This window comes from Kitasatospora sp. NPDC054768 (assembly GCF_053612025.1).
Genome location: NZ_JBSHBN010000136.1, coordinates 1 through 25803, shown reverse-complemented (window position 1 = coordinate 25803; position 25803 = coordinate 1). Strand labels below are relative to the sequence as shown.

Annotated in this window: 28 protein-coding genes; 6 read left to right on the top strand and 22 right to left on the bottom strand. The window is 74.2% G+C overall.

What is annotated here, in order from left to right; all coding sequences use genetic code 11:
* Positions 1-14: 14 nt before the first annotated feature.
* On the bottom strand, positions 15-419 hold the full coding sequence (locus ACWGKU_RS30895) for a cupin (RefSeq protein ID WP_452180146.1): 405 nt from the start codon (positions 417-419) through the stop codon (positions 15-17).
* Complete coding sequence (locus ACWGKU_RS30890) at positions 416-1885, bottom strand: MFS transporter (RefSeq protein ID WP_452180145.1); 1470 nt, start codon at positions 1883-1885, stop codon at positions 416-418. Before ACWGKU_RS30890 ends, ACWGKU_RS30895 begins: the two co-directional genes overlap by 4 nt.
* A gap of 177 nt (positions 1886-2062) precedes the next feature.
* On the opposite strand from ACWGKU_RS30890, the gene ACWGKU_RS30885 reads away from it, so the two are divergent.
* Positions 2063-2683: a TetR/AcrR family transcriptional regulator gene (locus tag ACWGKU_RS30885; RefSeq protein WP_452180148.1), complete on the top strand. Its 621-nt coding sequence runs from the start codon at positions 2063-2065 to the stop codon at positions 2681-2683.
* Between the two features lie 153 nt (positions 2684-2836).
* Here ACWGKU_RS30885 and ACWGKU_RS30880 read toward each other — a convergent pair whose 3' ends face one another.
* From ACWGKU_RS30880 to ACWGKU_RS30855, 6 genes are all read right to left on the bottom strand, one after another.
* A complete protein-coding gene (locus ACWGKU_RS30880) occupies positions 2837-3634 on the bottom strand; it encodes a metal-dependent hydrolase (RefSeq protein WP_380541675.1) in 798 nt (265 codons plus the stop codon).
* A 186-nt stretch (positions 3635-3820) separates the two neighbouring features.
* On the bottom strand, positions 3821-4642 hold the full coding sequence (locus ACWGKU_RS30875; RefSeq protein ID WP_401051778.1) for a lipase family protein: 822 nt from the start codon (positions 4640-4642) through the stop codon (positions 3821-3823).
* Between the two features lie 462 nt (positions 4643-5104).
* Positions 5105-5374 carry a hypothetical protein gene (locus ACWGKU_RS30870; protein ID WP_452180147.1) on the bottom strand — a complete coding sequence of 90 codons (270 nt, stop codon included), beginning with the start codon at positions 5372-5374 and terminating at the stop codon, positions 5105-5107.
* Positions 5375-5506: 132 nt separating this feature from the next.
* The gene (locus ACWGKU_RS30865) at positions 5507-6163 is read right to left on the bottom strand and encodes a response regulator transcription factor (protein ID WP_359898300.1); all 657 of its coding nucleotides are present in this window, start codon (positions 6161-6163) and stop codon (positions 5507-5509) included.
* Positions 6127-7500, bottom strand: a complete 1374-nt coding sequence (locus ACWGKU_RS30860) for a sensor histidine kinase (RefSeq protein WP_452180144.1) — start codon at positions 7498-7500, stop codon at positions 6127-6129. The genes ACWGKU_RS30865 and ACWGKU_RS30860 overlap by 37 nt, the downstream gene beginning before the upstream one ends.
* The gene (locus ACWGKU_RS30855) at positions 7497-7763 is read right to left on the bottom strand and encodes a hypothetical protein (RefSeq protein WP_452180143.1); all 267 of its coding nucleotides are present in this window, start codon (positions 7761-7763) and stop codon (positions 7497-7499) included. The genes ACWGKU_RS30860 and ACWGKU_RS30855 overlap by 4 nt, the downstream gene beginning before the upstream one ends.
* 254 nt (positions 7764-8017) lie before the next feature.
* On the opposite strand from ACWGKU_RS30855, the gene ACWGKU_RS30850 reads away from it, so the two are divergent.
* Positions 8018-8263: a hypothetical protein gene (locus tag ACWGKU_RS30850; protein WP_452180142.1), complete on the top strand. Its 246-nt coding sequence runs from the start codon at positions 8018-8020 to the stop codon at positions 8261-8263.
* 20 nt (positions 8264-8283) lie between these two features.
* Here the strand turns inward: ACWGKU_RS30850 and ACWGKU_RS30845 are convergent, their stop codons facing one another.
* Together ACWGKU_RS30845 and ACWGKU_RS30840 are read right to left on the bottom strand one after the other, a co-directional pair.
* Entirely contained in the window at positions 8284-8823 is a 540-nt protein-coding gene (locus tag ACWGKU_RS30845) for a hypothetical protein (RefSeq protein ID WP_452180141.1), read from the bottom strand.
* Positions 8824-8943: 120 nt separating this feature from the next.
* A complete protein-coding gene (locus ACWGKU_RS30840; RefSeq protein ID WP_401055583.1) occupies positions 8944-9531 on the bottom strand; it encodes a restriction endonuclease in 588 nt (195 codons plus the stop codon).
* Positions 9532-9984: 453 nt separating this feature from the next.
* On the opposite strand from ACWGKU_RS30840, the gene ACWGKU_RS30835 reads away from it, so the two are divergent.
* Positions 9985-10395, top strand: a complete 411-nt coding sequence (locus ACWGKU_RS30835; protein WP_401055585.1) for a hypothetical protein — start codon at positions 9985-9987, stop codon at positions 10393-10395.
* 73 nt (positions 10396-10468) lie between these two features.
* Here ACWGKU_RS30835 and ACWGKU_RS30830 read toward each other — a convergent pair whose 3' ends face one another.
* The 9 genes from ACWGKU_RS30830 to ACWGKU_RS30790 form a co-directional block, all read right to left on the bottom strand.
* Positions 10469-10909 (bottom strand): SRPBCC family protein, encoded by a 441-nt coding sequence (locus ACWGKU_RS30830; protein WP_452180140.1) that lies wholly within the window; start codon positions 10907-10909, stop codon positions 10469-10471.
* A gap of 198 nt (positions 10910-11107) precedes the next feature.
* The gene (locus ACWGKU_RS30825) at positions 11108-12019 is read right to left on the bottom strand and encodes a DUF5133 domain-containing protein (protein WP_359898307.1); all 912 of its coding nucleotides are present in this window, start codon (positions 12017-12019) and stop codon (positions 11108-11110) included.
* 122 nt (positions 12020-12141) lie between these two features.
* Positions 12142-12462 carry a hypothetical protein gene (locus tag ACWGKU_RS30820; RefSeq protein WP_359898308.1) on the bottom strand — a complete coding sequence of 107 codons (321 nt, stop codon included), beginning with the start codon at positions 12460-12462 and terminating at the stop codon, positions 12142-12144.
* 162 nt (positions 12463-12624) lie between these two features.
* Positions 12625-13596 (bottom strand): SigB/SigF/SigG family RNA polymerase sigma factor, encoded by a 972-nt coding sequence (locus tag ACWGKU_RS30815; RefSeq protein WP_452180139.1) that lies wholly within the window; start codon positions 13594-13596, stop codon positions 12625-12627.
* A 295-nt stretch (positions 13597-13891) separates the two neighbouring features.
* The gene (locus tag ACWGKU_RS30810; protein ID WP_401048917.1) at positions 13892-15574 is read right to left on the bottom strand and encodes a multicopper oxidase family protein; all 1683 of its coding nucleotides are present in this window, start codon (positions 15572-15574) and stop codon (positions 13892-13894) included.
* 83 nt (positions 15575-15657) lie between these two features.
* A complete protein-coding gene (locus tag ACWGKU_RS30805; RefSeq protein ID WP_401048915.1) occupies positions 15658-16866 on the bottom strand; it encodes an ABC transporter ATP-binding protein in 1209 nt (402 codons plus the stop codon).
* An 86-nt stretch (positions 16867-16952) separates the two neighbouring features.
* The gene (locus ACWGKU_RS30800) at positions 16953-17786 is read right to left on the bottom strand and encodes a carbohydrate ABC transporter permease (RefSeq protein ID WP_401048913.1); all 834 of its coding nucleotides are present in this window, start codon (positions 17784-17786) and stop codon (positions 16953-16955) included.
* Positions 17783-18715 (bottom strand): carbohydrate ABC transporter permease, encoded by a 933-nt coding sequence (locus tag ACWGKU_RS30795; RefSeq protein WP_359898313.1) that lies wholly within the window; start codon positions 18713-18715, stop codon positions 17783-17785. Before ACWGKU_RS30795 ends, ACWGKU_RS30800 begins: the two co-directional genes overlap by 4 nt.
* Positions 18712-19989 (bottom strand): ABC transporter substrate-binding protein, encoded by a 1278-nt coding sequence (locus ACWGKU_RS30790; protein WP_452180138.1) that lies wholly within the window; start codon positions 19987-19989, stop codon positions 18712-18714. Before ACWGKU_RS30790 ends, ACWGKU_RS30795 begins: the two co-directional genes overlap by 4 nt.
* Before the next feature lie 210 nt (positions 19990-20199).
* On the opposite strand from ACWGKU_RS30790, the gene ACWGKU_RS30785 reads away from it, so the two are divergent.
* Together ACWGKU_RS30785 and ACWGKU_RS30780 are read left to right on the top strand one after the other, a co-directional pair.
* Positions 20200-21048, top strand: a complete 849-nt coding sequence (locus tag ACWGKU_RS30785; protein WP_452180137.1) for a universal stress protein — start codon at positions 20200-20202, stop codon at positions 21046-21048.
* A gap of 36 nt (positions 21049-21084) precedes the next feature.
* Positions 21085-21648: a YbaK/EbsC family protein gene (locus ACWGKU_RS30780; protein ID WP_452180136.1), complete on the top strand. Its 564-nt coding sequence runs from the start codon at positions 21085-21087 to the stop codon at positions 21646-21648.
* Between the two features lie 87 nt (positions 21649-21735).
* Here ACWGKU_RS30780 and ACWGKU_RS30775 read toward each other — a convergent pair whose 3' ends face one another.
* The 3 genes from ACWGKU_RS30775 to ACWGKU_RS30765 are packed head-to-tail and all read right to left on the bottom strand — an operon-like array spanning position 21736 to position 24709.
* Positions 21736-22596 carry an ABC transporter ATP-binding protein gene (locus tag ACWGKU_RS30775; RefSeq protein WP_452180135.1) on the bottom strand — a complete coding sequence of 287 codons (861 nt, stop codon included), beginning with the start codon at positions 22594-22596 and terminating at the stop codon, positions 21736-21738.
* On the bottom strand, positions 22593-23714 hold the full coding sequence (locus tag ACWGKU_RS30770) for a FecCD family ABC transporter permease (RefSeq protein ID WP_452180134.1): 1122 nt from the start codon (positions 23712-23714) through the stop codon (positions 22593-22595). Before ACWGKU_RS30770 ends, ACWGKU_RS30775 begins: the two co-directional genes overlap by 4 nt.
* A complete protein-coding gene (locus tag ACWGKU_RS30765; protein WP_401052148.1) occupies positions 23711-24709 on the bottom strand; it encodes a FecCD family ABC transporter permease in 999 nt (332 codons plus the stop codon). The genes ACWGKU_RS30770 and ACWGKU_RS30765 overlap by 4 nt, the downstream gene beginning before the upstream one ends.
* A 90-nt stretch (positions 24710-24799) precedes the next feature.
* Here ACWGKU_RS30765 and ACWGKU_RS30760 point away from each other — a divergent pair, with 90 nt between their 5' ends.
* Positions 24800-25759 (top strand): ABC transporter substrate-binding protein, encoded by a 960-nt coding sequence (locus ACWGKU_RS30760; protein WP_452180133.1) that lies wholly within the window; start codon positions 24800-24802, stop codon positions 25757-25759.
* The last annotated feature ends 44 nt before the right edge of the window (positions 25760-25803 follow it).

Sequence of the window (25803 nt, the reverse complement as noted above, 5' to 3'; positions counted from 1 at the left end):
GTCTTCGGCTCGGGTCAGCCGGCTTCCGTGCGCGGCTCCAGCCGGGTGCCGCTGCGGAGGGTGATCGACATCAGGTCGCCGGGGGCGTCGAGCTCCAGCCGGTGCCAGCGCCCCCGGGGCACGATCGCGGCGGTGCCCGCCGCCAGTCGCACCACGGACTCGGCGTCGCCGGGCTCGACGGGGCGGAGGTGGAGGCGCACGGCGCCGGCCAGGCAGCAGACCGCCTCCTCCGCCTCGGGGTGCATCTCCCAGTGGTCGGCGTGGACGTCGGCGTCGCTCTCCACGTGGAAGGTCGCGATCTGCCAGACCCCGGCGTCGCCGGCGGCCATCCGGCGCCCGGCCGCCCGGACGTCGCCGTCGGGGTGGATGTGCAGGGCCGAGGCGAACAGGTCCACGGCCGCGAGCGGAGTGGTCGTCATGAGCGGGTTCCTTCCAGTCGGTTCGCTGCGGGGGTGAGCGGGGCGGGGTGCCCTGGGGCCTGCGGCCGCCGCCGGGGCAGCACACCGATCGCCACCAGCGCGGCGAGGGCGAAGAGCCCGGCGGTGACGGCCAGGCCGGTGGCGTAGCCGGAGTTGAGCGCCGACGGGTCGGTGGCGCCGCCGGAGCGGTGGGCGGCGACGGTGGCCAGGGCGGCCAGGCCGACGCAGCCGCCGAGCTGGCGGGAGCTGTTGAGCAGGCCGGAGGCCGTCCCGGCCTCGTGGGCGGCCACGCCGGTGGTCCCGGCGGCGGCGACCGGGGCCAGGACCAGCCCGGTGCCGATGCTGGTGACCAGGGACGGGCCGAGGACGTCGGTGAGGAAGCCGCCGTCCGGGCTGATCAGCGCGAACCAGGCCAGGCCCGCGGTGGCCAGCACCGCCCCGGGCACCAGGGCGGCCCGGGGAGTGCGGCGCGCGACGACGCGCGTGGCGAGCACGGTGCCCGCGACCAGTCCGGCCGAGAAGGGCAGGAAGGCGAGGCCGGTGGCGGCGGCGCCCAGGCCCAGCACCTGCTGGAGGTAGAGCGAGACGAAGTAGAAGGCCGTGAACTGCCCGGCGGCGGCCAGGAACACCAGGACGTTGGCACCGGCCACCCAGCGGCTGCGCAGCAGGCCCGGGCGGAGCAGCGGTGCGGAGGTCCTGGCCTCGGTGACGGCGAAGGCGGTCAGCAGCGCGAGCGCGGCGGCGAGCGTCCCCAGGGTGGCCGGGGAGCCCCACCCCCGGACGTCGGTGCGGACGACGCCGAACACCAGCAGCCCGACCCCGGCGGTCGCGAGGACGGCGCCGAGCACGTCCGGCCGCTCCCGCCGTACGGCCGGCGCCTGGGCCGCTCCGGTCTCCTCGGCGGGACCGCCGGCCGGCAGCAGCGCGAGCGCCGTCGCCACGATCGGCAGGTTGACCAGCATGACCCAGCGCCAGCTCGCGTACTCGGTCAGCAGTCCGCCCGCCAGCACGCCCAGTGCCCCGCCCGCGGCGTTGGCCGCGCTCCACACGCCGAGCGCGCGCACCCGCCGGGGGCCTTCGGTGAACGTGGTGGTGAGCATCGCGAGCGCGGCCGGGGCCGCCGCCGCGGCGCCCGCACCCTGTCCGGCGCGGGCGGCGACCAGTTGCCAGGGCGACTGGGCCAGTCCGCCCGCCAGCGAGCAGAGGCCGAACACGGCCAGGCCCAGCAGGAGCAGCCGCCGCCGGCCGTACAGGTCGCAGGCGCGGCCGCCGAGCAGCAGGAGCCCGCCGAAGGTGAGCGCGTAGACGTGCACGACCCAGGAGAGGTCCAGCGGCGCGAATCCCAGGTCGGCCCGGATCGCGGGCAGGGCGACGTTGACCACCGACATGTCCAGGGCGAAGACGAACTGGGCGACCGTCACCGCCGCCAGCACCCGGCCGGGGCGCCCTCGTAAGTTTTTGTACATGTATAGAAAGTAGCCCCGGGCGACCCCAGCTGTCGAGCCCCGGGTGATGATGGGGGTATGCAGCAGCCCTCCGCCCAGCCGTCCTCCGCCCAGCAGCCGACCGGACCGCAGCCCGCCGGGGCGCCCGCCGCCCCGCGGCCCGGCGCGCGGCGCAAGGCCACCGGTCGGCCGCCCCGGATCTCCCGGGAGGAGGTCGTCACCACGGCGCGCCGGATCGTGGACGAGGAGGGCGTCGAGCGGCTGACCATGCGCCGCCTGGCCACCGAGATCGGCAGCACGCCGATGGCGCTCTACCACCACGTCCGCGACAAGGAGGAACTGCTCGTCCTGCTGCTGGACGACTACGCCGCGCGGGCACTGCGACCGACCGAACTGCCGGCCGACCCGCGCGAACGGGTCGTCACCGCGGCGGCCGCCATCCACGAGGCGCTCGCCGCCTGCCCGTGGATCGTCGAGGTCCTGACCGGGGACAGCGTGATGTCGGCCCACTCCCTGTGGTTCGTCGAGCAGATCGTCGACGGCCTGGTCACCTGCGGCCTCTCACCGGAACGGGCCGTCCAGGGCTACCGCGCGATCTGGTACTACACCGCCGGCGAGATCATGGTCCGCGCCACGGCCACCCGCCGCCGGCCCGCCGACGACCGCCCCACCCACCGCCAGCAGGTCTTCGCCGACCTCGACCCGGAGCGACTTCCCCGCCTGGCCGGGCTGGCGGACCGCTGGGCACCGCTCACCGCCCAGGACACCTACCGGGACGGCCTCGACGCCCTGGTGGACGGCCTGCTCGCGGCCCGCTGAACGGGCGGACACCCCCACCGGAGACGGCCGCGCGGCGCGCCGGCCGGCGGGGCGCCACGCAAAGGGCGCCGGCCGGCGGGGATCCCCCACCGACCGGCGCCCACCCTGCGGACGGAACCCCGACTCCGCCCATTTCCGGGGCCGTTGATCCCGTCAACTGCCGAAGAAGCCGAGCGCCCCCGCCGCGCAGACCCCGCCGGCCCCCATGAACACCGGGGTCAGCACCTTAAGCTCCACCCAGCTGCCGGCCCGGAACCGCATGCCCTTCGGCGGCCCGATCGGGTACCAGCGCCGGCGCCCGATCGGGATCGGCCACAGCACCGGGCAGCCCGAGACGGTCAGCGCGTCACCCAGGCAGTGCACCAGCGCGCCGAGCGCGATCGGCAGCCCGATCCACAGGTACTGCTGCCCAGGCTCCTCGAACAGCCACTGCGAGCCGTTGCCGGGCTTGTCGAGGACCTCCGCGAGCATCCACGCGCTGGCCGCCCCCAGCAGCCACACCAGGACGTCACTGGAGACCCGGGCCTGCCGCCACAGCAGACCCTCGATCGCCAGCACCATGTGCACGAACAGCACCACCAGCACACCCCAGCGGCCGCCGAACACGGCCACCGCCGCGGCGCCCGCCCCGCACAGCACCGCCCAGAGCCAGGTGTGCGTCAGCGTCCGGTGCCCGCCCGAGCGCCTCGGGTCACCCTTGCCCCGGGTGGCCTTGTACACCGCGTACGAGAGGTTGTCGATCACCTCGCACAGCGCCCGGGACACCGGCCCGAACGCCCGGGATATCGTCGCCGCCTTGTGGTCCAGGTCCGGCGCCAGCGCCGCCCCCGCGCAGATCAGCGCCCCCGCGAGCAGGACCGGCCAGGGCATCGGCTCCCCCATCCCGGCCGCCACCGCGCCCACCCCCAGCCATGCGGCCGCACCCGACAGCGAATGCGCCGGTCCCATCATGTCCGTACACCACCGATCCTCATCAGCTCGGCCCTCACCGCGAGGACCTGACGTCACGGCAGCCTATCCGTCCAAGATCACCGACCCCGCCCCTCGCCCCCGCCCCACTCCTCCCCTTCCTTCCCCCGATCCGGCCGGGCGGGCCCCACCCGCTCCGCCCCGCCGGACCCTCCGGCGCCCCGCGGATCAGGCCAGGGCCTTCTCCAGCGCGGCGAGGTAGCTGCGCATCATGTGGTCGCGGATGCCCTCGCCGTCCGGCGAGAACGCCGCCGCGCCCAGGCCCTTGGCCCGGTCGGTCAGCCCGGGGACCAGCCCGACCTTCTCCGTGACGCGGCCCGCGGAGTCGATGTGGCGCAGCGCCTGGACATGGGTGAAGGCGGGCTCCGGCGGCAGCTCGGGGACGATGTCGTTGCCGTGCACGAAACGGTAGGTGCGCCCCCGCAGGCCCTTGTCGTACGCGGCGGCGAGCAGCCGGTCGCAGGTCCGGGGCTGGCCGAAGGTGCAGACGCCGTCGGCCGCCAGGCTCGGGTCCTCCAGGTCGAGCCGGGCGGCGACGAGCATGGCGAGGGCGCCGCCGAGGCTGTGCCCGGTGAACCAGACCGTCTGATGGTCGGTCCGCAGATCGGAGACGGCCTTGGCGACGTCCGGGTAGATCGATTCGAGGGCCTCGGCGAAGCCGTAGTGGACGTAGCCCGTCCGGGCGGGGCCGGGCCAGGGCGGGGTGGTGGCGTCGGTGAGCCAGTCACGGATCTGCGCGGGTTCGGTACCGCGGAACGCGGTGACGATCATGTCGTCGCCGGCCATGGTGTAGGCCTGGGTGTCCTGGAGCGGGAACGGCGGGGTGAAGCGCGTCTGGTGGTGACGCACGGCGTCGAAGCCCCAGGCGTGGGCCTGCTCCTCGATCACGGCCTCGTCCTTGTAGGCGAGCTCGGCGGCCTTCGCCAGCCAGTAGGCGTGCGGGAGGCTGTAGCCGGTGGCCTGCTGGTCGAAGTCGGTGGGTACGGCCATGGGGGGCACTCCTGTCGGGTCGTCGGACGGAACAGCGGATCGGCCCCCAGGCCCCGACCGGCATCCGCCGCCGGGTGCGCACCGCAGCGCCCTGGTGACCAGGAGTGACGCTACCCCGCACGCAGTTCGTGAGCGACCGTGCCACGCCCTCGCCCCCAACCGCCGGGCGACCGCGGCACGACACCCACCCCGCCCCGCCAAGCACCGGCACAGGGAGCCCGTGCTCCCGCGCCCGGATCACCCGCCGATGCGGCAGCCACCGCAGCGAACTGCGACCGACCTCCTCCTGGAACCGGCACGTCGAGGTGCACAACCTGGTCGCCGCATGGGCGGAAAGGGCTGCCCGCTACAACACCTTGCAACGATCGGTGGTCGGATCACCCCCAAGGCCCTGACCGAGCGCCTCCGTTCACTGGAGAGCAACGGCCTGCCGACCCGGACCGCAGGTCGGGAGCGTGTCGGTCAGGCGTCCGCGATGTCCGCCTTCGCGGTGCCGAGCACGAGGCCGGGGATCACGACGAGCCGCTCACCCGGCCCCAGGGCCACGCCCTCGGGGAGCCGGCCACGGTAGTCCTCCGTGAGGTCCCGACCGATCACGGCGACGTCGCCGTTCGAAAGCTGCCAGATGTCCGGGCATTCGTCCCTGCCGTCGGACATGCCGAGTTCCTTGGCGGACTTCCCCAGGCGCCTCTCGAACGAAGCCGAAGGATCGGCTTGCCATCCACGGTCCACGGCTGCCCCCATTGGTGCTTCTCCCGACACGGAGCCTCGCGCCGCATTCTATACCTGACGAAAAGTCAGCAGTCTGTTTTCGCATGCCCGTGCACCCCTGCACGGTCGGCGTCGCGGCGCAGCGGCGTGGCCTCAGGGCGTGCGTGTTCCGTTGAGGTAGGCGAGGACGGCGAGGACGCGGCGGTTGTCGTCGTCGGAGGCGCCGAGGTCGAGCTTCGCGAAGATGTTGGAGGTGTGCTTGCTGACCGCGCCCTCGCTGAAGTGCAGCCGTTGGGCGATGGCGGCGTTGGAGCGGCCCTCGGCCATCATCGCGAGGACGTCGCGTTCGCGTGGGGTGAGGAGCGCGAGGGGCTGGTCATAGGCGTTGCGGGCGAGGAGGCGGGAGATGACCTGGGGGTCCATGACGGTGCCGCCGGCGGCGACGGTGTGCACGGCGTCGACGAACTGGTCGGCCTTGGAGACCCGGTCCTTGAGGAGGTAGCCGACGCCGCCGGTGCCGTCGGCGATCAGTTCCCGGGCGTAGAGCTGTTCGACGTGCTGGGAGAGGACGAGGACCGGCAGGCCGGGCCGTTCGCGGCGGGCGGCGAGCGCGACCTGGAGGCCCTCGTCGGTGTAGGTGGGCGGCAGGCGGACGTCGACCACCGCGATGTCGGGGCGGTGGTCGGCGATCGCGGCGGCCAGTTCGGGTCCGCTCTCCACCGCGGCGACGATCTCGTGCCCGTGGGCACCGAGCAGCAGGGAGAGGCCGTCCCTCAGCAGGACGAGGTCCTCGGCGAGGACAACACGCACGGTAGCTCCATGATCAGCCTGGTCGGACCCCCCGGGGGGCTGGTCAGCGTGAGCGTACCGTCGAACGGGGCGAGCCTGCGCCGGATGCCCTTCAGGCCGCTGCCGCCGTCCGGGTCGGCACCGCCGCGGCCGTCGTCGGTGACCTCGGCGCGGAGCAGTCCGGCGGCGTGGGTGAGGTGCACGGCGGCGTGCCGGGCGTCGCCGTGCTTGACGGCGTTGGTGAGCGCCTCGCTGACCGCGAAGTAGACCGCCGACTCCACCGGCGCCTCGGCCCGTCCGGGCAGTTCGGTCCGCACCTCGACCTTCAGCGGGACGTCCAGGGCCAGCGCCCGCACGCCTTCGGCGAGTCCGCGTTCGGCGAGGACCGGCGGGTGGATGCCGCGCACCAGGTCGCGCAGTTCCTGGAGGGCTTGGGTGACGTTCTCCTGGGCGTCGGTCACCACCCGCTTGGCCTGCTCCGGATCACGGTCGATCAGTGCCGCCGCCGCGCCCAGACGCAGGCTCACCGCGACCAGCCGGGCCTGCGCGCCGTCGTGCAAATCCCGTTCGATCCGGCGCAGTTCGGCGGCCTGGGCCTCGGTGGCGTCCAGCCGGATCTCGGTGAGCTGCTCGACCCGCCGGGCGAGCCGGGAGCGTTCGGTGGGCCCGAGCAGGGTGCCGGTCCACCGGCCGTGCAGGCGCAGCGCGGGGCGGGCGAGGGCGAGCCCGGCGACGATCGGTACGGGCGCGAGGAGGCCGAGGAGCAGTGCGGGCAGGCCGCCGAACGGCAGGTCGTACGGCAGCGGCGCCTGGACGATCCCGTACAGGCCGGTGCCGACCAGCAGCACGGGTACGGCCGCGACGGCGCCGCCGACCAGCGGGTCGGCGATCAGCCACAGGGCGTCGCGCCAGGTCGCCGGGTCGTTCCAGAGCCAGCGGACGCGCAGGGCCAGGCCCGCGAACCAGCGGTTCCTGTGGTAGTCGTGGCCGGTCCAGTACCAGCCGTGGAGGGTGCGTTCCAGGGCCGGGCGCGGCCGGTACGGCGGCGGTACGGGCACCTCCGACCAGTGGCCGGCCGCCCACCGGGCCGCCTCGGCGGCGGAGCGGACCATCCGGGTGGCGGCCGGGAAGAGCGGGAAGATCCCGAGGCAGCCCCAGAGCAGGAAGGACAGCAGGAAGACCGTCATCAGCACCACGCCGACGGGTATCAGCAGCGTCAGGACGGCGAGCCGCCCGAGTGCCCGGGCGGCGGCGCGCAGCTCGCGGGCCGCGGCGCCCGGCTCACGGACGGCGTCGGCCCATGCGCGGACGGCGTCGCTGCCCGGCTCGCGGGCGGCTGGGGTCTGCGGGCTGCTCACGAGTCCTCCGGTCGGGTTCGGTGGTGCGGGTCGTTCATGATCGCAGTCGTCCGCCCGGGCAGCCGCGCCCGCACCCGGACCCGCACCCGGCTCCGCATCCGCCCCGGTGTCGAACGTTGCTGACCGCGGGTCAGCCAGTGGAACGACCCGCGCGGCAGGGGCAGCTCGCCCCCGTCCACGGCCACCACCGAGCCGAACCGCTTGCGCAGCCCCGACAACCGCAGTGCCGGGGCCCTCTGCCCCGCACCCGCCGCTTCCCGCACCTCGTCCTCCCCGCATCGTCACGGCCGCCCGCGGCATCGGGCGGCACGCGATCAACGCTAGGGACGGCGGGACGACGGCAGAATCCACCTGCACCCCCGCCGGGGGTGGGGCTGGACCCACCCCGCCCCGACGCCTCCTTCGCGGGCGGGGCGCGCCCGGGACGCGCGGAGGGAGGCACAGTGACGGGTTTCCCACCACGCACTCCTTCCCCCCGGGCCACAATGGTGAGCCCCAGCACCACCAGGAGGACGTCGTGAGCGACCGGATCCCGCGCGACCGGCAGGGCCAGTGGCGCAGGCAGCGAGGCCTCGGCTCCCGCGGTCCCACCAGGGTGCCCACCCACCCGCCGATGCCGTTGCCATTGCCGTTGCCGTCGCCGGACGGGATCGCGGCACCGGAGGAATCCGAGCAGCGGCCGTCGGGCAAGGGAACCGGCAGGCTCAGCGAGCCACCCCCGGACGGCCCGACCCCGACCCCGCCCGCCGACCCGCCGCAGTAGCCCGGGCCGCGCACCAGGTGTTACGCGGCCTCGAACTTGACCATCGCGTCGCCGGCCACCGCGGCCGCGGCGAAGAAGTCCCTCAGCCTGCGGAGGTCGGCGGTCAGAGCACCGGCCCACGCCTCGGACCACGGGGTGGCGAACCCGAGGGACACGACCTCGGCCGCCACCGCGGTGTCCACGGTCCTCACCAACCCGTCGACGCCCACCGCGTCCAGGAAGCCCGATGCCGTCCGGACCTCATCGGGCCGGAGCACCCACACCTTGATCTCGGTGAACTCGTCGTCACAGTCGGAATCCCCCTCGACGACCACCCGTTCCTCACCACCGAACACCGGCAGTCGGGCTGTCCGCGAGTCCGGGCCCGAGCCGCCGGCCGCCTTCGTCAGCGCGACGTCCATCAGGTACCCGTTGCGCTCCACGCCCAGCACCGCACCGGCCTCGTCCAGCGGCCCGAAGTCGTCGTCGAACCAGCCGGGCACCAGGGCATGGAGCTCCCTCGGCGACAGTTCGTCCAGAACCGCTCCGTCCACCCGCCGCCAGAAGAAGTCCACGCTCATGCCCCGCACTTTCCTGATCTCTGCGCCAGGTTACGCGGGCCCTCCGACAGTCGCCGGCGTGGACGACCGGGCGCCGCCCGGGAGCCCGGGCCTACGGGCGCCGGCCACGGAAGCCGCGGCTCAGGCCCACGGCGGCCTGCCCCGCCCGTCCGCCCACAGGGCGAGCGCCCGCTGGTCGACGGCGCGGATGCCGACCTGGGTGCAGAACGCGGCGGCGGCCTTGGTGAACGAGCTGGTCGTCACCACGGCGGCCAGGTCGCAGTGGTGGACGTCGCGGTAGGTGCCGTTGACCTTCTGGACGTCCTGGGAGCCGACGGAGGTCCGCGGCCCGTACCGCTTGGCCTGGATGAGGATCCGCTGCCCGGCCGGGGTGGTGGCCAGGACGTCCGCCGCGAGGTCGCCGGCCCCGCCGACCACCTTCACCTTCGTGCAGCCGTCCCGGCGGCACAGGTCCGCCAGCGCGTGCTCGAAGGCCTTCGGGGTCATCGCCAGGAACGGCCCGATGTGCCGCAGTTGGGCGGTCCGCGCATCCAACTCCCGCCGCCGGGCCCGCACCCGCGAGCGCAGCACGGCGACACCCGCGCCCGCGCCGGCCGCCAGCAGCACGGCGACCAGCACGAGGTGCTGGGCAAGCCAGCGGACCACCAGCGAGGCCAGAACGACCGCGACCAGCGCGACCGCCCCCAGCAGCGGCGCGTTCCGCTTCATCCACCGCACCCGGCGGGCGGTCATCGACCGACGTCGCCGAACAGGACTACGGGCCACGGCACTCCCCCTCACGCCACGGTATTCGGACGAGCGTAGAAGCAGCCGTGCCCGTACGCCCGCGATCCGGGCGAACTCCGGCTGCCGGACAGCCGAGTTGACCGAATCCCGGCAAACGACGGCCGAACCCCCGCCGCCCCGACCTCCCGCGCGTGCGGGCAAGGGCGCTCTCCGACCTGCGGCGCAGTACAGCCTTTGCCATTTCTTGACTATGCTGCGGTGCCGAGGCTGCCGGGTCGGACGGTGCCATGAGGCGTGCCCACCATGCCCATCACGCCCATCACGCCCATCGTGCCCGCCGTGCCACGCGTCCGGTGGCGAGGGGCAGCCGCGGACCTCCGCGTCGGCCCGCCGCACTGGATGTCGCCGCGTCAACCCCCTGGAAGGCTCAACACCATGACCCGTCTCTCCTGGCTGTCGCGGGCTGCGGCGACCGTGCTGCTCGTCCTGGAGTCGGTGGCGGTGGTGCTGTACTTCGGCATCGCGGTGCCGCTGCTCTACAACGGCATCGGGTTCGAGGACGAGGTGGCGCCGAGGTCGAAGGTGGTGCCGCACCTGCTGGCGATCGGGGGGTACACGATGGCCGGGATCAACGGGTTGGCGGTGCGCGAGCTCTGGCGTCTGCGGCCCGGTGACGGCAGGGTCCTCGTCGTGGCGATGGCCGGGGTGCAGGTGCTGCTGCTGGGGTATGCGGCGTTGTCGGGCGACTACCTGTTCGCGATCTTCGCGGCGCCGGTGCTGCTGTTGCTGGGGGCGGTGGCCGCCTCCGAGCACCGGAGCGGTGCCCGCCGGGCCGCCGCGGGGTGACGGGGCCGGCCCGGGGCTTCCGCAGGGCCGGCGGCACCGTCCTGACGGTCACGCGCAGCGAGCCGCGGTCGGCTCAGGCCGGGCCGCTCGGCCCCCGTCCGCGTGCTTCGGCGTACTCCTTGAACCGCCTCAGGTCCCCCTTCACCCGGTGGTCGACCGCGGCCCTGGCCTCGCCGGCCTTCTCCCCCGGCCGCTCGTGCCGGAGGTCGACGGCGAGGGTGACCCGGGTGTGGCCCGGGTCGAGCCGCCGGAAGGTCACCTTCTCCTTCCGGTCCGTCTCGCCGTCCACGGCCCGCCAGGCGATCAGTTCCTCGGGCTCCTGGTCGACGATCTCGGTGTCGTATTCGCGGGTGACGCCGTCGATGCTGGTGCGCCAGTGGATGTGACGGTCGTCCAACCGGGTCACCGAGTCGACGCCCTCCATGAAGCGCGGGAACTCCTCGAACTGCGTCCACTGGTTGTAGGCGGTGTGCAGGGGCACGGCCACGTCCACGGATTCCTTCACCGTGCTCATGAGGACCTCCTCGTAGGCTGCGGCCGGGGCCTTCCCGCCCGTCTGTGCACCTGCCCGTCCGGCACCGGCGCAACCGTCCCGCATCCCGCCACCGTCCCGGCGGTCCGATCCGACCCGACCGGCCCCGACCCGGACCGGCCCGGACCAACCGGACCGGACCGGTCCAAGCCGCCGGAGGTCCGGCCCGAGCGGCCCGGCTCAGGGCGCGGAGCGCGGCCCGTCGCCCTCGGCCAGGTGCCGGGTCACGGTGTCGAGGTCCGTGCCCAGCCGTTGGGCGGCGCCGACGAGCAGGCTCAGCGCGGTGTGCGGGGTCACGTCGAACCGTTCGGCGGTGATGCCGATGGCGAGGCCGGTGGCGTGCCGCCGGTCCAGCAGGTCGGCGACCGCCCTGGACAGCGCGAAGCGGTCGAGGGCGGCCGACGCCTGGAGGGCGAGCACCTCCACCAGGCCGAGGGCCGGGGTGCCGGGCTCGACCGGGGTGCGCAGGTAGGCGCTGAACACGGTGCAGCCGTGCGGGTGGGTGCGCAGGTGGGCGCCGGCCACGGCCCGTACGCCGCAGCGCCGGGCCCGGTCGGCGAACCGGTCCGACCGGCCGGGGTCCAGCCGGACCACGACCTGTCCTTCGCCCTGGCGGCGGAGCCGGGGCAGCGGGCCCGCTTCCGAGCCGCCCTGCGCCCGTTCGAGGGCGAGCAGGTACGAGGGGGTCGCCGCGAAGGTCTCGACCGAGCCGTCGTCGTGCCAGGTGCTGACGGCGGCGCCCACGCAGTCCGGGACCGTGACCCGGGTCAGCTGCACCACGTCGTGCAGGCTCTGGAGGGGCCCGGACCGGACCCGTTCGTGGGCCGCGAGTTCGCCGAGTTCGGCCAGGAGCGCCGCGCGGGCCCGGTCGTTCGCCGGCGCCCCGGCCGCCGCCGTGGCGACGTCGGCCGGGCCTTGGCGTGCCAGCAGCAGGCGGGCCCTGGCGACCGCGCGGACCGCGTCGGCCTCCCCGGTGTAGATGCCGATCGTGTAGCAGACGTCGCGCAGCCGCTGCCCGGCTTCCGGCGAGCTCGACGGGGACAGGGCCTCGTACTCCGCGACCAGCCGGCCGAGCGCAGCGACATCCACCATGGGCATGAGCACCTCCGTGTGTTTACGGAAAGTATGCGCCGATCACGCAGCGAAACCGCGCCGTCGGTCGCCTCACCCCGGTGGTCGGCCCGCAGACGGCCGCTGACACCCGCCGGAGACCGTCAGCGGACGTCGGGGGCCGTCGAGGGCGTCCGGCCGTCGGCGCAGGCGCGGAGCACCGCGAAGGCGGTCGCCAGCGTCAGGGCCCAGCAGCCCGCGAGGCCCCAGAGGAAGGGGGTCTTCGACGCCCCCAGTCCGGCGGCCAGGAGTCCCAGCGACAGCAGGGCGAGCCCGAGGACGGTCCGCGGCCGCAGGCCTCGCACCAGGTCCCAGGCCCGGCCGCGCAGGCCGAGCCGGACGGCGCGCAGCCACGGTTCCGGGGCGCGGTCGCGGCGCGGCGGCCTTCCGGTTCCGCGCGGTCGCGCCCGCTCGTGTCCGCCCATGGTGTCCGCCTCCTCGCCGCGCCGCCCCCCGTGGTCCCGCACCGGGTACCCCGGATGCGCGATCGCTAACGCCCCGGCCCCGGCCCCGGCCCCGGCCGCAGCCCGACCGCCCAGCGGCCCGACGACAAACCCGAGGCGGACCCGCAGAGGCCCCCCGCCGTCTCAACCGGCGCCCTCGACCGCTCCGCCGGTTCCGTCGGTTCCGTCGGTTCCGTCGGTTCCGTCGGTTCCGTCGGCCCAACCCGGGGCGTCGCGGTCCTCCAGCTCCTCGCGCAGCCGGGCCAGGGTGGCGCTGAGCAGTCGGGAGACGTGCATCTGGGAGACGCCGATCCGCTCCGCGATCCGGGACTGGGTCCAGCCGTCCCAGAAGCGGAGTTCGAGGACGGTCTGCTCGCGTACGGGCAGCCGGGCCAGCAGGGGGCGCACCGCGATGCGGAAGTCGGCGAGTTCGATGCCGGGGTCGCAGCCGCCGAGGTGGTCGAGCAGGGCGCTGCCGCTCTCGTCGGTGTCCTGGTCACGCAGGGCGTCCAGGGAGTTGGGGCGGTAGACGCGGCCCGCCATCAGTCCCTCGGTGGCCTGTTCGACGGTGAGGTCCAGGTCCTCGGCGATCTCCTCGGGGCGGGGCAGTCGGCCGAGTTCCTGTTCGAGGCGGTCCGAACCGCGGGCGACGCAGAGGTAGAGCTCCTGCATGCCGCGCGGGACCCGTACCGGCCAGGAGGTGTCGCGGAAGAACCGTTTGATCTCGCCGGTGATGGTGGGGATCGCGTAGGTGAGGAATTCGACGCCGCGCTGCGGGTCGTAGCCGTCGACGGCCTTGATCAGGCCGATGGTGCCGACCTGGAGGATGTCGTCCATGTCCTCGGCGCGGTGGCGGAAGCGGGCCGCGATGAAGCGCACCAGTGGCATGTTGAGCTCGATGATCGTGCCCCGCACGTAGCTGTAGGCGTGGGTCTCGCGGGCCAGCCCGGCCAGCCGTCCGAACAGCGCGTCGCTCAGTTCGCGGGCCTCGGACTTGCCCATCCGGCGCAGTTCGGCCGCCGTCGGTCTTCGCGGCAGGTCGGGGGGCAGGCCCTCGGGCGGGACCTCCCGGTCGGTCGTTTCCAGGTGGATGGACACGTGATCACTCCTGGGCATACGGGTGAACGCCCGGCGACGCGTGCGGATCCGCACCTCGTGCGTCGCGGACTTCTTCCACCAGGACCCGTGCCCGGTCTCTTCGAGCGCGGTCCCGGCGGCACCGTCCACGGTGCCGAGCGGCCGGAACGGTCACGGCCGCTGCATGAGTGTTCCTACCCCGGGGAGGCGTTTCCGAACTCACGTTCCGGGTGTTCTCCCGCCCGTCTTCCGCGCGGTCGCGCAACGGCACGGCCCGCGCGGGCGGTCGGGCGCGCCTCCCGACCGGTGTCCGCCCGGCCGGGAGGCGGCACGCTCAGTGGTCGAGCGGGCGGGGCCGTCCCGGCCAGGCGGGCCGGCCCGGCTCCCGGGGCCGCCTCGGCTGGACGTAGTCGACCAGCTGCATCATGCCGAGGTCCTCGTGCTGGAGCTGGTGGCAGTGCAGGACGGTACGGCCGGTGAAGTCCTCGTACTTGACCAGCAGGGTGACGGTGTCGCCCGGCTTGCCGCCGACCAGGTCGACGGTGTCCTGCCAGACCGGCGGGTCGAGCCGTCGGCCGTTGCGGTGGGTGACGAGGACGTGGTTGGTGTGCAGGTGGAAGGGGTGGTGGAAGGCCGGCATGGAGTCGTCGGTGTGCAGGGTCCAGCGTTCGACGGTGCCGAGTTCCAGGGTGTGGTTGACGAACTCGGGGTCGAACAGGCCGTAGGCGGGGTCGCGGGTGAGGTCGCCGCCGGGGTCGGCCGCGGGGGTGGGGTGGCTGCCGAGGACGCGGTAGGCGTTGGGGAACGGCGGGTCGAAGACCTTCGCGTCGACGTGGAAGACCACCTCGCGGTCGCTGCCCGGGTCGGCGAGGTCCTTCTCGTCGAGGAAGGGTTTGCCCTGCGGCAGCGTGGTCGGCAGTTCCATCGGCGGCCGGACGGCCTCGCCCGCCACCTCGATCGTCATCAGCGGCACGGGCACGCCCTTGGCCCGCAGTTCGTACGTCCCGGGCTCGCCGCCCCGGACCAGCACGTCGGCGCGGTTGCCCACGGCCAGGGACACCGTCTCGGCGGCGACCGGCGCGGGGAAGGTCACGCCGTCCATCGCGATCTGATGCATCGTCAGTTTCTGCTCCCCGGAGGTGACCTGGAGCGAGAGGGTGGTGAAGGCGGTCGCCGCGACCAGGCGCCAGCGCTGGACCTCGCCGGGGCGCAGCGCGAGGGTGGGGTTGACCGCGCCGTTGACGGTGAAGGTGGGCGGGACGGCGGCCAGGGCGTCGCCGGAGGTGAACTCGGGGACCTTCCCGTCCTTGAGCCGGAGTTCGTTGACGCAGACGACCAGGTCGGCGGCGGCCTTGATCTGCGGCACCTCGTCGACGTCGCCCTCGACGATGATGACCCCGGCCATCCCTCCGGCGATCTGTTCGGCGGTGGCGCCGTGCGCGTGGGGGTGGTACCAGTAGGTCCCCGCCGGGTGGCCGGGCGGGATCTCGACGGTGGTCAGGTACCGCGGCTCGGGGGCGCCGGCCGCGGCCTCGTCGGCGCTGCGCGGCGGGAATTCGCGCAGGACGTTGTCGGCGTTCCCGGAGGGCGAGACGTGCAGGCCGTGGGTGTGCAGGTTGAAGCTGTTCGCGCGGTGCGGCCGGTTGTGCCCGCCGTGGTGCGGCGGGTTCGGCGGGTTCGGCGGCAGGCCGTTGACCTGGGTCAGCCAGAGCGTGTCCCCGGCGCGCACCCGCAGGGTGGGCCCCGGGATGGTGCCGTTGTAGGTGCGCGTGGTGACCGTCCCGTAGCCCGGGACGGCGGTGTCCGTGAACCGGACGTCGAGCGCCTGGTCGAGCACCGCCCTCGACCCGTCGGAGGCGGACCGGGAGCTGCGGACGGCCGGCTGCGGGAAGGGGGTCGCGGCCGTCGCGGCCGTCGCGGGCCCGACGAGGATCCCGTCGGAGCCCGCCACGAGGACGGCGACTGCGGGAACGGCCTTGAGCACCGATCGTCGACTGATTCCGACAATTTCTCTCATAGCCGGGCAATCTAGGTCGACTTCCGCGGGCCCCCGGTCAGGCACACCGCGTGCCTGCCGGGGGTTGGGCCTTCCGTACCACGCTACGAACGCTCCGGATGGGTCAGGTTGGCCCCGTCGCGGGGGTCGAAGACATGGATGCGCGACGTGTCCACCCACAGCTCCAGCGGGCCGCCCTCGACGGCGCGGGTGGCCGGGTTCAGCCGGGCCACCACGCGGTGCTCCTGCATGCCGGTGTCGGCCCGGCCCGAGTCGGCGGCGAGTTCGGCCAGTTCGGCAAGTCCACCGAGGCCGGCGAGGCCCTCGGTCGCCGCCGGTCCGCCCGCCTCCGCGAAGTGGACGTAGACGTCCGAGCCGACCGACTCCCGGACCTCGACGGTCACGGTGACGGTGACCCCTCCGGTGTGCCCCTCGGCCAGGGCGGCGTCCTCGAAGTCCTCGGGGCGGATGCCGACGATCAGTTCGCGCGGCGCGTCCGCACGCTCCAGGGCGCGCCGGGTGCGGTCGTCCAGCGGCAGGTCGCCCAGCGAGGTGCGCAGGACGCCCCGCTCCAGCGCGGCGCCGAGGAAGTTCATCCCGGGCGAGCCGATGAACCCGGCGACGAAGAGGTTCACCGGCTCGTCGTACAGCTGCTGCGGCGAGCCGACCTGCTGGACGACCCCGGAGCGCATCACCACCACCCGGTCGCCGAGCGTCATCGCCTCGACCTGGTCGTGGGTGACGTAGACGGTGGTGGTGCCCAGCCGGCGCTGGAGGGCGGCGATCTGGGTGCGCATCTGCACCCGGAGCTTGGCGTCCAGGTTGGACAGCGGCTCGTCCATCAGGAAGACCTTGGGGTCGCGGACGATCGCCCGGCCCATCGCGACCCGCTGGCGCTGCCCGCCGGAGAGGTTGGCGGGCTTGCGGTCGAGGTGCCGGGTGAGGTCCAGGATCCGGGCGGCCTCCTCGACCTTGACGGCGATGGTCGGCTTGTCGACCTTGGCCAGGCGCAGCGCGAAGCCCATGTTGTCGCGCACGCTCATGTGCGGGTAGAGGGCGTAGCTCTGGAAGACCATCGCGATGTCCCGGTCCTTGGGCGCGCGGTCGTTGACCACCTCCCCGGCGATCCGCAGGGTGCCCTCGGTGATGTCCTCCAGCCCGGCGATCATGTTGAGCGTGGTGGACTTGCCGCAGCCGGAGGGGCCGACCAGGATCACGAACTCACCGTCGGCGATGGTGAGGTCGACGTCGCGGACGGCGAGGGCGCCGTCCGGGTAGCGCTTGGTGATGCCGTCGAGGACGATCTCGGCCACGATCCGCCTTCCTGGTCCGCCGGGTGGGGCGGGCTCAACCTCGGGAACTCGATGCGGGAACTCGATGCGGGAACTCGATGGAGGTCTCAGCCCTTGACCGCGCCGGCGGTGAGCCCGGCGACGATGCGGCGCTGGAACAGCAGCACGAAGACCACGATCGGGATCGTGATGATCACGGCGGCGGCCGCGATCGAGCCGGTCGGCTGCTCGAACTGGGAGCTCCCGGTGAAGAAGGCGATCGCCGCCGGAACCGTCCGGGCCGAGGTGGTGGAGGTCAGCGAGATCGCGAACAGGAAGTCGTTCCAGCAGAAGATGAAGACCAGGATGCCGGTGGTGAACACGCCGGGTGCCGCCAGCGGCGCGATGACCAGCCGGAACGCCTGCCACGGCGTGGCGCCGTCCACCTTGGCCGCCTTCTCCAGGTCCCAGGGGATCTCCCGGAAGAACGCCGAGAGCGTGTAGATCGCCAGCGGCAGCGAGAAGGTCATGTACGGGATGATCAGCCCGGCCCAGGTGTCGAACAGCCCGAGCGCCCGCTCGATGTCGAACAGCGGCGACACCAGCGAGATCGGCGGGAACATCGCGATCAGCAGCGACACCCCGATGAGCAGCCGCTTGCCGGGGAAGCGCAGCCGGGCCACCGCGTACGCGGCCATGGTGCCGAGCACGACGGCGATGGTGGTGGCGATCACCGCGATGCCGATCGAGTTGATCAGGGCGCGGGTGAACTCGGAGGTCTGGAAGATGCCGCGGTAGTTGGCCAGGGTCCACTGGCGGGGCACGAAGGCGCCGTCGGAGAGGGTGCTCGGCTCCTTGAAGGAGAGCGCCACGATCCACCACACCGGGAAGAGCGCGTAGAGCACGACCACCAGGTTGGCGATGCCCCAGCCGGTCAGGGTCCGGGCGTGCCGGCCGCTCATCGGTGCTCCGGTTCCGCGCCGGGCGCGGCCGCGCCGAACAGCTTGACGAAGACCAGCGCGATGAGGGCCACGCAGACGAAGATCAGCACCGAGATCGCCGAGCCGATGCCCAGGTTGAGCGCCGTGAAGAGGTTGTCGTAGCCGAGGATCGACACCGAGCCGGTGCCGTTGGAACCGCCGGTCAGCACGTAGATGTTGTCGAAGATCCGGAAGGCGTCCAGGGTGCGGAAGAGCAGGGCGACCAGGATCGCCGGCTTCATCAGCGGCAGGATCACCAGTCGCAGCCGCTGCCCGAAGCTCGCGCCGTCGACCATCGCCGCCCGGACCGTCTCGTCCGGGACGAGGGCCAGGCCGGCGAGCAGCAGCAGCGCCATGAACGGGGTGGTCTTCCACACCTCCGCGAGGATGATCAGGCCCACGGCCGGCCACTGCTCCGTCAGCGGGGCGCTGCCCTCCGGCAGCAGGGCGGCCAGGTAGCCGGTGCCCGGGGTCCAGGCGTACTGCCAGGAGTAGGCCGCCACCACGGTGACGATCCCGTACGGCACCAGCACCGCGGTGCGCACCGTGCCGCGCCCGAAGAGCGTCCGGTGCATCACCAGCGCGAGCGCCAGGCCGAGCACCAGCTCGACCGCCACCGACACCACGGTGATCAGCACCGTGACGCCGAGCGCCTGCCACCAGAACGGCGAGGTCAGCACCGCGCCGTAGTTGGCGAGCCCGATCCAGTGCGCCTGCTCGGGGAAGCGCAGGTCGTAGCGCTGCAGGGACAGGTAGACGGCGTAGCCGATCGGGTAGGCGGTGACGCCGAGCATCACGATCACCGCGGGGGCGCACAGCAGCAGGCCCAGCCGGCGTTCCTGGCGGGCCCCGCGCGAGGGCCCGGCCGGTTGCGGTGCGGCCGCGGCGGCGGTCTCGGTGGACGGTGTCACGGGATCAGCCCCTTCGAGCCGAGGGCGTCCCGGATCTGCCCGCGGAGGTCGGCCACGTCCTTCTCCGGGTGGATGCCGGCGGGCGGGGAGAGGGTGTGCGAGATGGCGATGGAGACGTTCTGGTAGGCCGGGGTCTGCGGGCGCACGCTGGCGGAGTCGAGGGCGGCCAGCACGTCGGCGGCGAACGGGTAGCTGGCGGTGAGCTCGGCCGTCTCGTACAGGCTGCGCAGCGAGGGCGGCAGGCCGCCCTTCAGCGCGTTGGTGAGCTGGTTGTCCCGGTCGCGCAGGCAGAGGGTGGCCTCGGCGGCGAGGTCGGGGTGCCGGCTGTACGCGCCCACCGCGAGGTCGATCCCGCCGATGGTCACGCTGGCGGGGCGGTCGGCGCTCACCGCGGGGTACGGGGCCCAGCGGAAGTGCGGGAACAGCTCCGGCCGGTTGGCCTTCATCGAGGGGTAGACGAAGGGGTAGTTGAGTTCGAAGGCGGCCGTCCCGGACTCCATCGCGAGCCGGTTCTGGTCCTCCATCTGGTTCGGCAGCGAGGGGTCGGCGGCCACCGACGTCGCCAGGTCGTGCATCACCCCGGCGGCCGTGACGGCGGGCGCCCCGAGCGAGGGCGCCTGCGCGTCGGGGGTGAGGATCGTGCCGCCCGCGCTGGTGACCAGCGTGTTGAACCAGACCGTCAGCCCCTCGTACTGGGCGCCCTGGATCTCCACGAAGTGCGGCTTGCCCTCGGCGGCCAGCTGCTGCGCCCGGGAGAGCATCTCCGCCCACGTCCCGGGCGGGGTCGGCACCAGGTCGTCGCGGTACCAGAGCAGCTGGGTGTTGGAGTTGTACGGCACGGCGTACAGCCGGTCCCGCCAGGTCGCGGTCCGCACGGCCGCGTCGAGGGTGTCGGCGGTGGCCCGCGCGCGCATCTCCCCGGTCCACTCGCGGATCCAGCCGGCCTCGGCGAACTCGGCGGGCCAGGTGACGTCCAGGCCCAGGACGTCCACCTCGGTGTCGTGCGCCGCCATCCGGCGCACCAGTTGCTGGCGCTGGCCGTCGGCGCCGCGGGGCAGCTTGTTGTAGCGGATCGTGTAGCGGCCGCCGGACTGCTGCCCGCAGCGGTCGGCGGCCTGCTGGAGGGCGCCCGAGTCGTCCGGGAAGTTGTACCAGTTCAGGGTGACCGGGCCACCGCTCCCACCGCCCCCGCAGCCCACCAGGGCGGAGGCGAGCACGGCCAGTCCGGCGGCGGCGCTCGCCCACCGCGAGCGGAACGTGGGGACCCTCGGCATCGTTCTCCCGCGCTGGGACGGACCGGTCCGGCCGACCCTAGCCGGGCTCCCCCGGCCCGCCCCGGCCTCCCGGGCCGCCGGGCCGGGCGACCAGCCGGACGGCGGAACCGGGCCCCGGGCTCCCGGGAGGCGCCGGTCCGGGTCGGCACGGATACTGGCCGCACCGAAACCTCCGGAGGCTGGGACCGCACCGGAACCGAGGAGCACGCCGTGACCGGACCCGTCGTCGTCGGATTCGACGGCTCACCCGAGAGCCTGGCCGCCGCCGCCTGGGCCGCCCGCGAGGCGCAGCGCCGCGGCCTGCGCCTGGACGTCCTCCAGGCCTGGCCCCGACCGAAGCAGATCGCCCCCGGGAGCAGACCCGGCGACCACCCCGCGCTGGCGCAACTCGCCGAACGGGAGAGCGAGTTGCGCACCCTCGCGCCGACGGTGGAGGTCGCCGCCACCTCCGTGGCCGCCGATCCCGTCGAGGCGCTGGAGGCGGCCGCGCGCGGGGCCGCCCTGCTGGTGCTCGGCTCGCGCGGGCTGGGCACCCTGCGCGGCTTCCTGGTCGGCTCGGTGAGCCAGGAGGTGCTGCGCCGGGCGGACTGCCCGGTGGTGCTGGTCCGGGCCGGCGGGGACGAACCGGACGGCCCGGTGACGGTCGGCCTGGACCTGGCGCACCCGGCGGACGAGGTGCTGGCCTTCGCCTTCGAGGCCGCCGCCCTGCGCTCGGCGCCGCTGCGCGTCCTCCACGTCTGGTCCCCGCCGGCCGGCAGCGAGTACATGTCCTACGGGGCGATCGGCGGCCTGGAGGGCGAGGTCTCCGCCGTCGAGCGCAGCGGGCTCGACGGGGCCCTGGACCCCTGGCGGGCCCGGCACCCCGAGGTGACGGTGACCACCGACCTGATCCGCGGCAAGCCCGCCGTCGACCTGGTGGACGCCGCCGCGACGGCCCGGCTGCTGGTCGTCGGCCGCCGCGTCCGGCGGATGCCGCTGCGCCACCACCACCTCGGCCCGGTGGCGCACGCCGCGATCCACCACGTGCACTGCCCGGTCGCGGTCGTCCCGTACGGCTGACCGGGAGCCGGCCCGGGCGCGCTACAGTCCGGTGCCATGAGTGAGTCCGTACGCCCGCCCTTCGGAAACTTCGCCTCCGCCGTGGCCGCGCTGGACGCCGGCGCGGAGCTCGCCGCGCCCGTCGCCGACGCGCTGAAGAACTGGGACGACCAGGAGGCGGCCGCCTCGGTGCTCTACGTGGACAGCGATCCGCGGATGGCGGACACCGCCGTTTTCTGCGCGGCCTACGACACCCCGCCGGAGCTCTCGGCGAACTGTGTGGTGGTGGCCGCCAAGCGCGCCGGGGAGGTGACCCTGGCCGCGTGCCTGGCCCTGGCCACCACCCGGGTGGACGTGAACAAGGCCGTGCGCACCCACCTGGGGGCGCGCAAGGCGTCCTTCGCGCCGATGGACACCGCGGTCGAGCTGACCGGCATGGAGTACGGCGGGATCACCCCCGTCGGCCTGCCCGGCGACTGGCCGCTGCTGATCGACGAGGCGGTGGCCGCGGCCCCGTACGTGCTGGTCGGCAGCGGGCGGCGGCGGGGCAAGCTCATCCTGCCCGGGTGGGCGCTGGCGAAGCTGCCGGGCGCCCGGGTGCTGCCGGGTCTGGCCGGCTGACCGGCCCGGCGGCGCCCGGGCCCAGAGTCAGCGGGCCCAGAGTCAGCGGGCCCGGGGTCAGCGGGCCCAGAGTCAGCGGGCCCGGGGTCAGCGGGCCCGGGGGGCGAGGCCGACCGGGCAGACCACCGGGGTGCCGTGCACCGGGTCGGTGAGGATCACGCTCTCCACCCCGTACAGCTCGCGCACCAGCTCCGGGGTGACGATGTCGCGCGGCGCGCCCTGGGCGGCCACCTCGCCGTCGCGCATGGCCACCATGTGGTCGGCGTAGCGGCAGGCGGTGCTGAGGTCGTGCAGGACGAGGACGACGGTGCGGCCGCGCCCGGTCGTCAGGCCGCGCACCATCTCCAGCACCTCCAGGGCGTGGCCCATGTCCAGCGCCGAGGTGGGTTCGTCCAGCATCAGGATGTCGGTGTCCTGGGCGACGGCCATGGCGATCCAGGCGCGCTGGCGCTGGCCGCCGGAGAGGGTGTCCAGCGGACGGTCGGCCAGCTCGTGCAGGTCGGCGGCGGTGAGCGCGTGCTCGACCGCCTCGGCGTCGGCGGCGGACCACTGCCGCAGCAGGCCCTGGTGCGGCTGGCGGCCGTAGCGGACCAGGTCACGGACGGTCAGCCCGTCCGGGGCGGTGGCGGACTGCGGCAGCAGGCCGATGATCCGGGCGATCGCGCGGGTGGACAGCGACGTCAGCGGCTTGCCGTCGAGCAGCACGGCGCCGGAGCGCGGGGCGATGGTCCGGGCGAGGCCGCCGAGCAGGGTGGACTTGCCGCAGCCGTTCGGGCCGACGATGACGGTGACCTGCTGCCGCGGCAGTTCGAGGTCGAGCTCGCGGACCACGATGGTGCGGTCGTGGCCGAGGCTGAGCGCGCTGGTCGCCAGCCGGGGCGCTCCGGCGGCGGTCCCGTCGGGCGCGGTGGTCCCGTCGGTCGCGGTGGTCGCGGTACGGGCGGTCATGCGGTCCTCCGGGGACGGGTGGTGAGCAGCAGCCAGAGCAGGTACGGGCCGCCCACGACGGCGGTGACCAGGCCGGCCGGGACCTCGATCGGCGACAGGACGGTGCGGCCGATCAGGTCGGCGAGCAGGGTGAAGGCGGCTCCGGCGGCGGCCGAGGTGAGCACCGGAACGCAGCGCGGTCCGGCGATCCGGCGGGCGGCCTCGGGCGCGGCGAGCGCGATCATGCCGAGCGGTCCGGCGACGGCCACCGCCAGGCCCGCGCAGACCACGGCGACCACCAGGACGCCGACCCGCAGGCCGCGCACCCGGACGCCCAGCCCGGTGGCGACGGCGTCGGAGAAGCGCAGCAGCGACAGCCGGCGGCCGAGCAGCACGGCGGCGGGCAGGCAGACCAGCAGGCCGAGTCGGAGAAGGCCGACGGCGTCGGCGTCCCGGCTGTTGAGGGTGCCGACCGTCCAGGCGTACGCGGAGTTGGCGGCGTCGATGGCGGCGCGGGAGAGCATCAGGTTGGTCACCGCGCCGAAGACCGCGCCGATGCCGAGGCCGACGACCAGGAAGCGGTAGCCGTTGCGGCCGGCCCCGCCACCGAGGGCGAAGGCGAGCGAGGCGGCGGTGGCGGCGCCCACCAGGGCGGCGGCGGAGGGCAGCAGCTGGGTGGCGACGCCGGTGACGGAGGCGACGGCGAAGGCGGTGGCGCCGTCGTTGAAGCCGACGGTGTCCGGGGTGGCCAGCCGGTTCTGGGCGAGGGTCTGCATCAGGCAGCCCGCGACGCCGAGGGCGGCGCCGACGGCCAGTGCGGCCTCGGCGCGGGGCAGCCGCAGCTTCTCCACCAGCAGCACGTCGCGTGCGGTGCCGTCGCCGAAGGCGGCGCGCAGGGCGGTCACCGGGTCGAGGTTCGTCTCACCGACGGCCAGGCAGACGGCGGTCACCGCGACCACGACGAGCAGCAGGGCGGCGCCGCCGAGCAGCGGCCGGACCGGGACGAGCACCGAGCGGCCGCCGAGGGCGAGCAGCCGGGTGCCGGGCGGGGTCGGCAGCCGGGTCGCGGCCGATGGCGTGTCAGGGATCGCGGCGTTCTTCGCGGCGGCGGCTTTCGCGGTCTTCACGGTGGGGGTCACAGCGCGGGCATTCTGTGCGAGCGGACGACGGCGACCAGGACGGGGGCGCCGCACAGGGCGGTCATCACGCCGAGCGGCATCTCGTACGGGCGGGCCACCAGCCGGGAGGCCACGTCGGCGAGCAGCACGACGGCGGGCCCCAGCAGGGCGGAGACCACGAGCAGTCGGCGCAGGTCCGGGCCGACCAGGGCCCGGGCGGCGAAGGGCACCACCAGGCCGACGAAGGAGACCGGTCCGGCGATCGCGGTGGCGCCGCCGACCAGCAGGGCGACGGCGGTCACCGCGAGGGCGCGGGCCCGGCGGGGCTTGTGGCCGAGGCCGGTGGCGACGTCGTCGCCGAGGCCGAGCGCGGTCAGCGCCGGGCCGGAGAGCAGGGCCAGGACCAGACCGAGCAGCAGCACCGGCAGCACGGCCAGCAGTTGGTCGGTGCCGCGGCCGGCGACCGAGCCGATGGTCCAGAACCGGATCTCGTCGGCGGCCCGGGCGTCGGACAGCAGCAGGACCGAGGAGCCGGCGTTCATCAGTCCGCTCAGCGCCGCGCCGGCGAGCACCAGGCGGACGGGGTCGTCGCCGGCGCCGCGCAGCCGGGCCGCGCCGAGCGCCAGCAGGCAGCCGGCGGCGGCGCCCAGCACGGCGACGTACGGGCCGACGCTCGCGGCGCTGGCGCCGAGCACGATCGCGATCACCACGGCGAAGGAGGCGCCGGTGCTGACGCCGAGCAGGCCGGGCTCGGCCAGCGGGTTGCGGGCGGCGGCCTGCAGCACGGTGCCGGCCACGCCGAGCGCGAGCCCGACCGCGAGGGCCACGGCGGTCCGCGGGACGCGCAGGTGGAAGACGGTGAACCGGGAGTCGGAGTCGCCGTCACCGAGCAGGGTGGCGAACGCCCGTGACGGCCCCACGTCTCCCGCGCCGAGCAGCAGGCTCGCCAGCACGGCGAGCAGCAGTATCGCGCCGGCGGGCAGCAGTCCGCGCAGCAGGAGTGATCGGAATGTCACACCGGGCCTCCCCGTCAGGGCCTTACGTATGGTTAGGCTAACCTCAGAAAAACGGTTCGTCCGTAAACTACCATTCCTCGGAGAACACCCATGCTTGGCACCCGCTTTACCAAGGCCCTGCTCGGAACGGCCGTCGTCGGCGCCCTCGCCCTGGGCCTGACCGCGTGCGGCTCCTCGGGTTCCGGCAGCTCCGCGGGTGGCTCCGACTCCTCCTCCACCGCCGCCAAGGGCGGCAAGCGCAGCATCGACACCGCCTTCGGCGCCGTGGAGGTCCCGGCCGAGGCCAAGAAGGTCGTCGCCCTCAACGACACCTCGCTGGACACCGCCCTCGCACTCGGCGTCACCCCGGTGGGCACCAGCGCCAGCCGCGGCGGCACCACCGCCCCCGCCTACCTGAAGGCCGACGCCGTCCCGCTGGTCGCCACGGTCAAGGAGCCCAACATCGAGGCCATCCTCAAGGCCGGCCCCGACCTCATCCTGGCCTCCTCGGGCATCGAGAAGTCCCAGTACGAGAAGCTCTCCGCGGTGGCCCCGACCATCGTCCCCAAGGCCGGCGACTGGCGCTCGGTGCTCGCCGTGTACGGCGACGCCCTCGGCCACAAGGACGACCTGACCGCCAAGCTGGACGCGCTGGACAAGCGCGCCGCCAAGGCCGGCGAGGGCAAGACCGGCAGCGCCGTCGTGATGCGCTGGATGCCCAACGGGCCGATCGTGATGAACACCACCAACATGCCCGGCGACCTGCTGAAGAAGGCCGGCGCCGGCACCATGCCGATCGCCGACGGCCTGGGCGCCCAGCCCCACTCGGACCCGCTGTCCCTGGAGAACCTCAACAAGGCCGACGCCGACCGGGTGTTCGTCGCCACCCTGAACGCCGAGGGCGAGAAGGCCCTGGAGACCGCCCGCAAGCAGGAGGCGTTCACCCGCCTCAAGGCCGTCGGCACCAACCAGCTCATGGGCGCCGACGGCCAGGTGTGGAGCAGCAGCTCCGGCCCGATCGCGGCGGAGAAGGTCGTCGAGGACATCGAGAAGGCCTTCGGCGCGAAGTAGTCGCCCCGGCCGGGGAATTACCCCCCCCCCGAGCATTTTGAAGG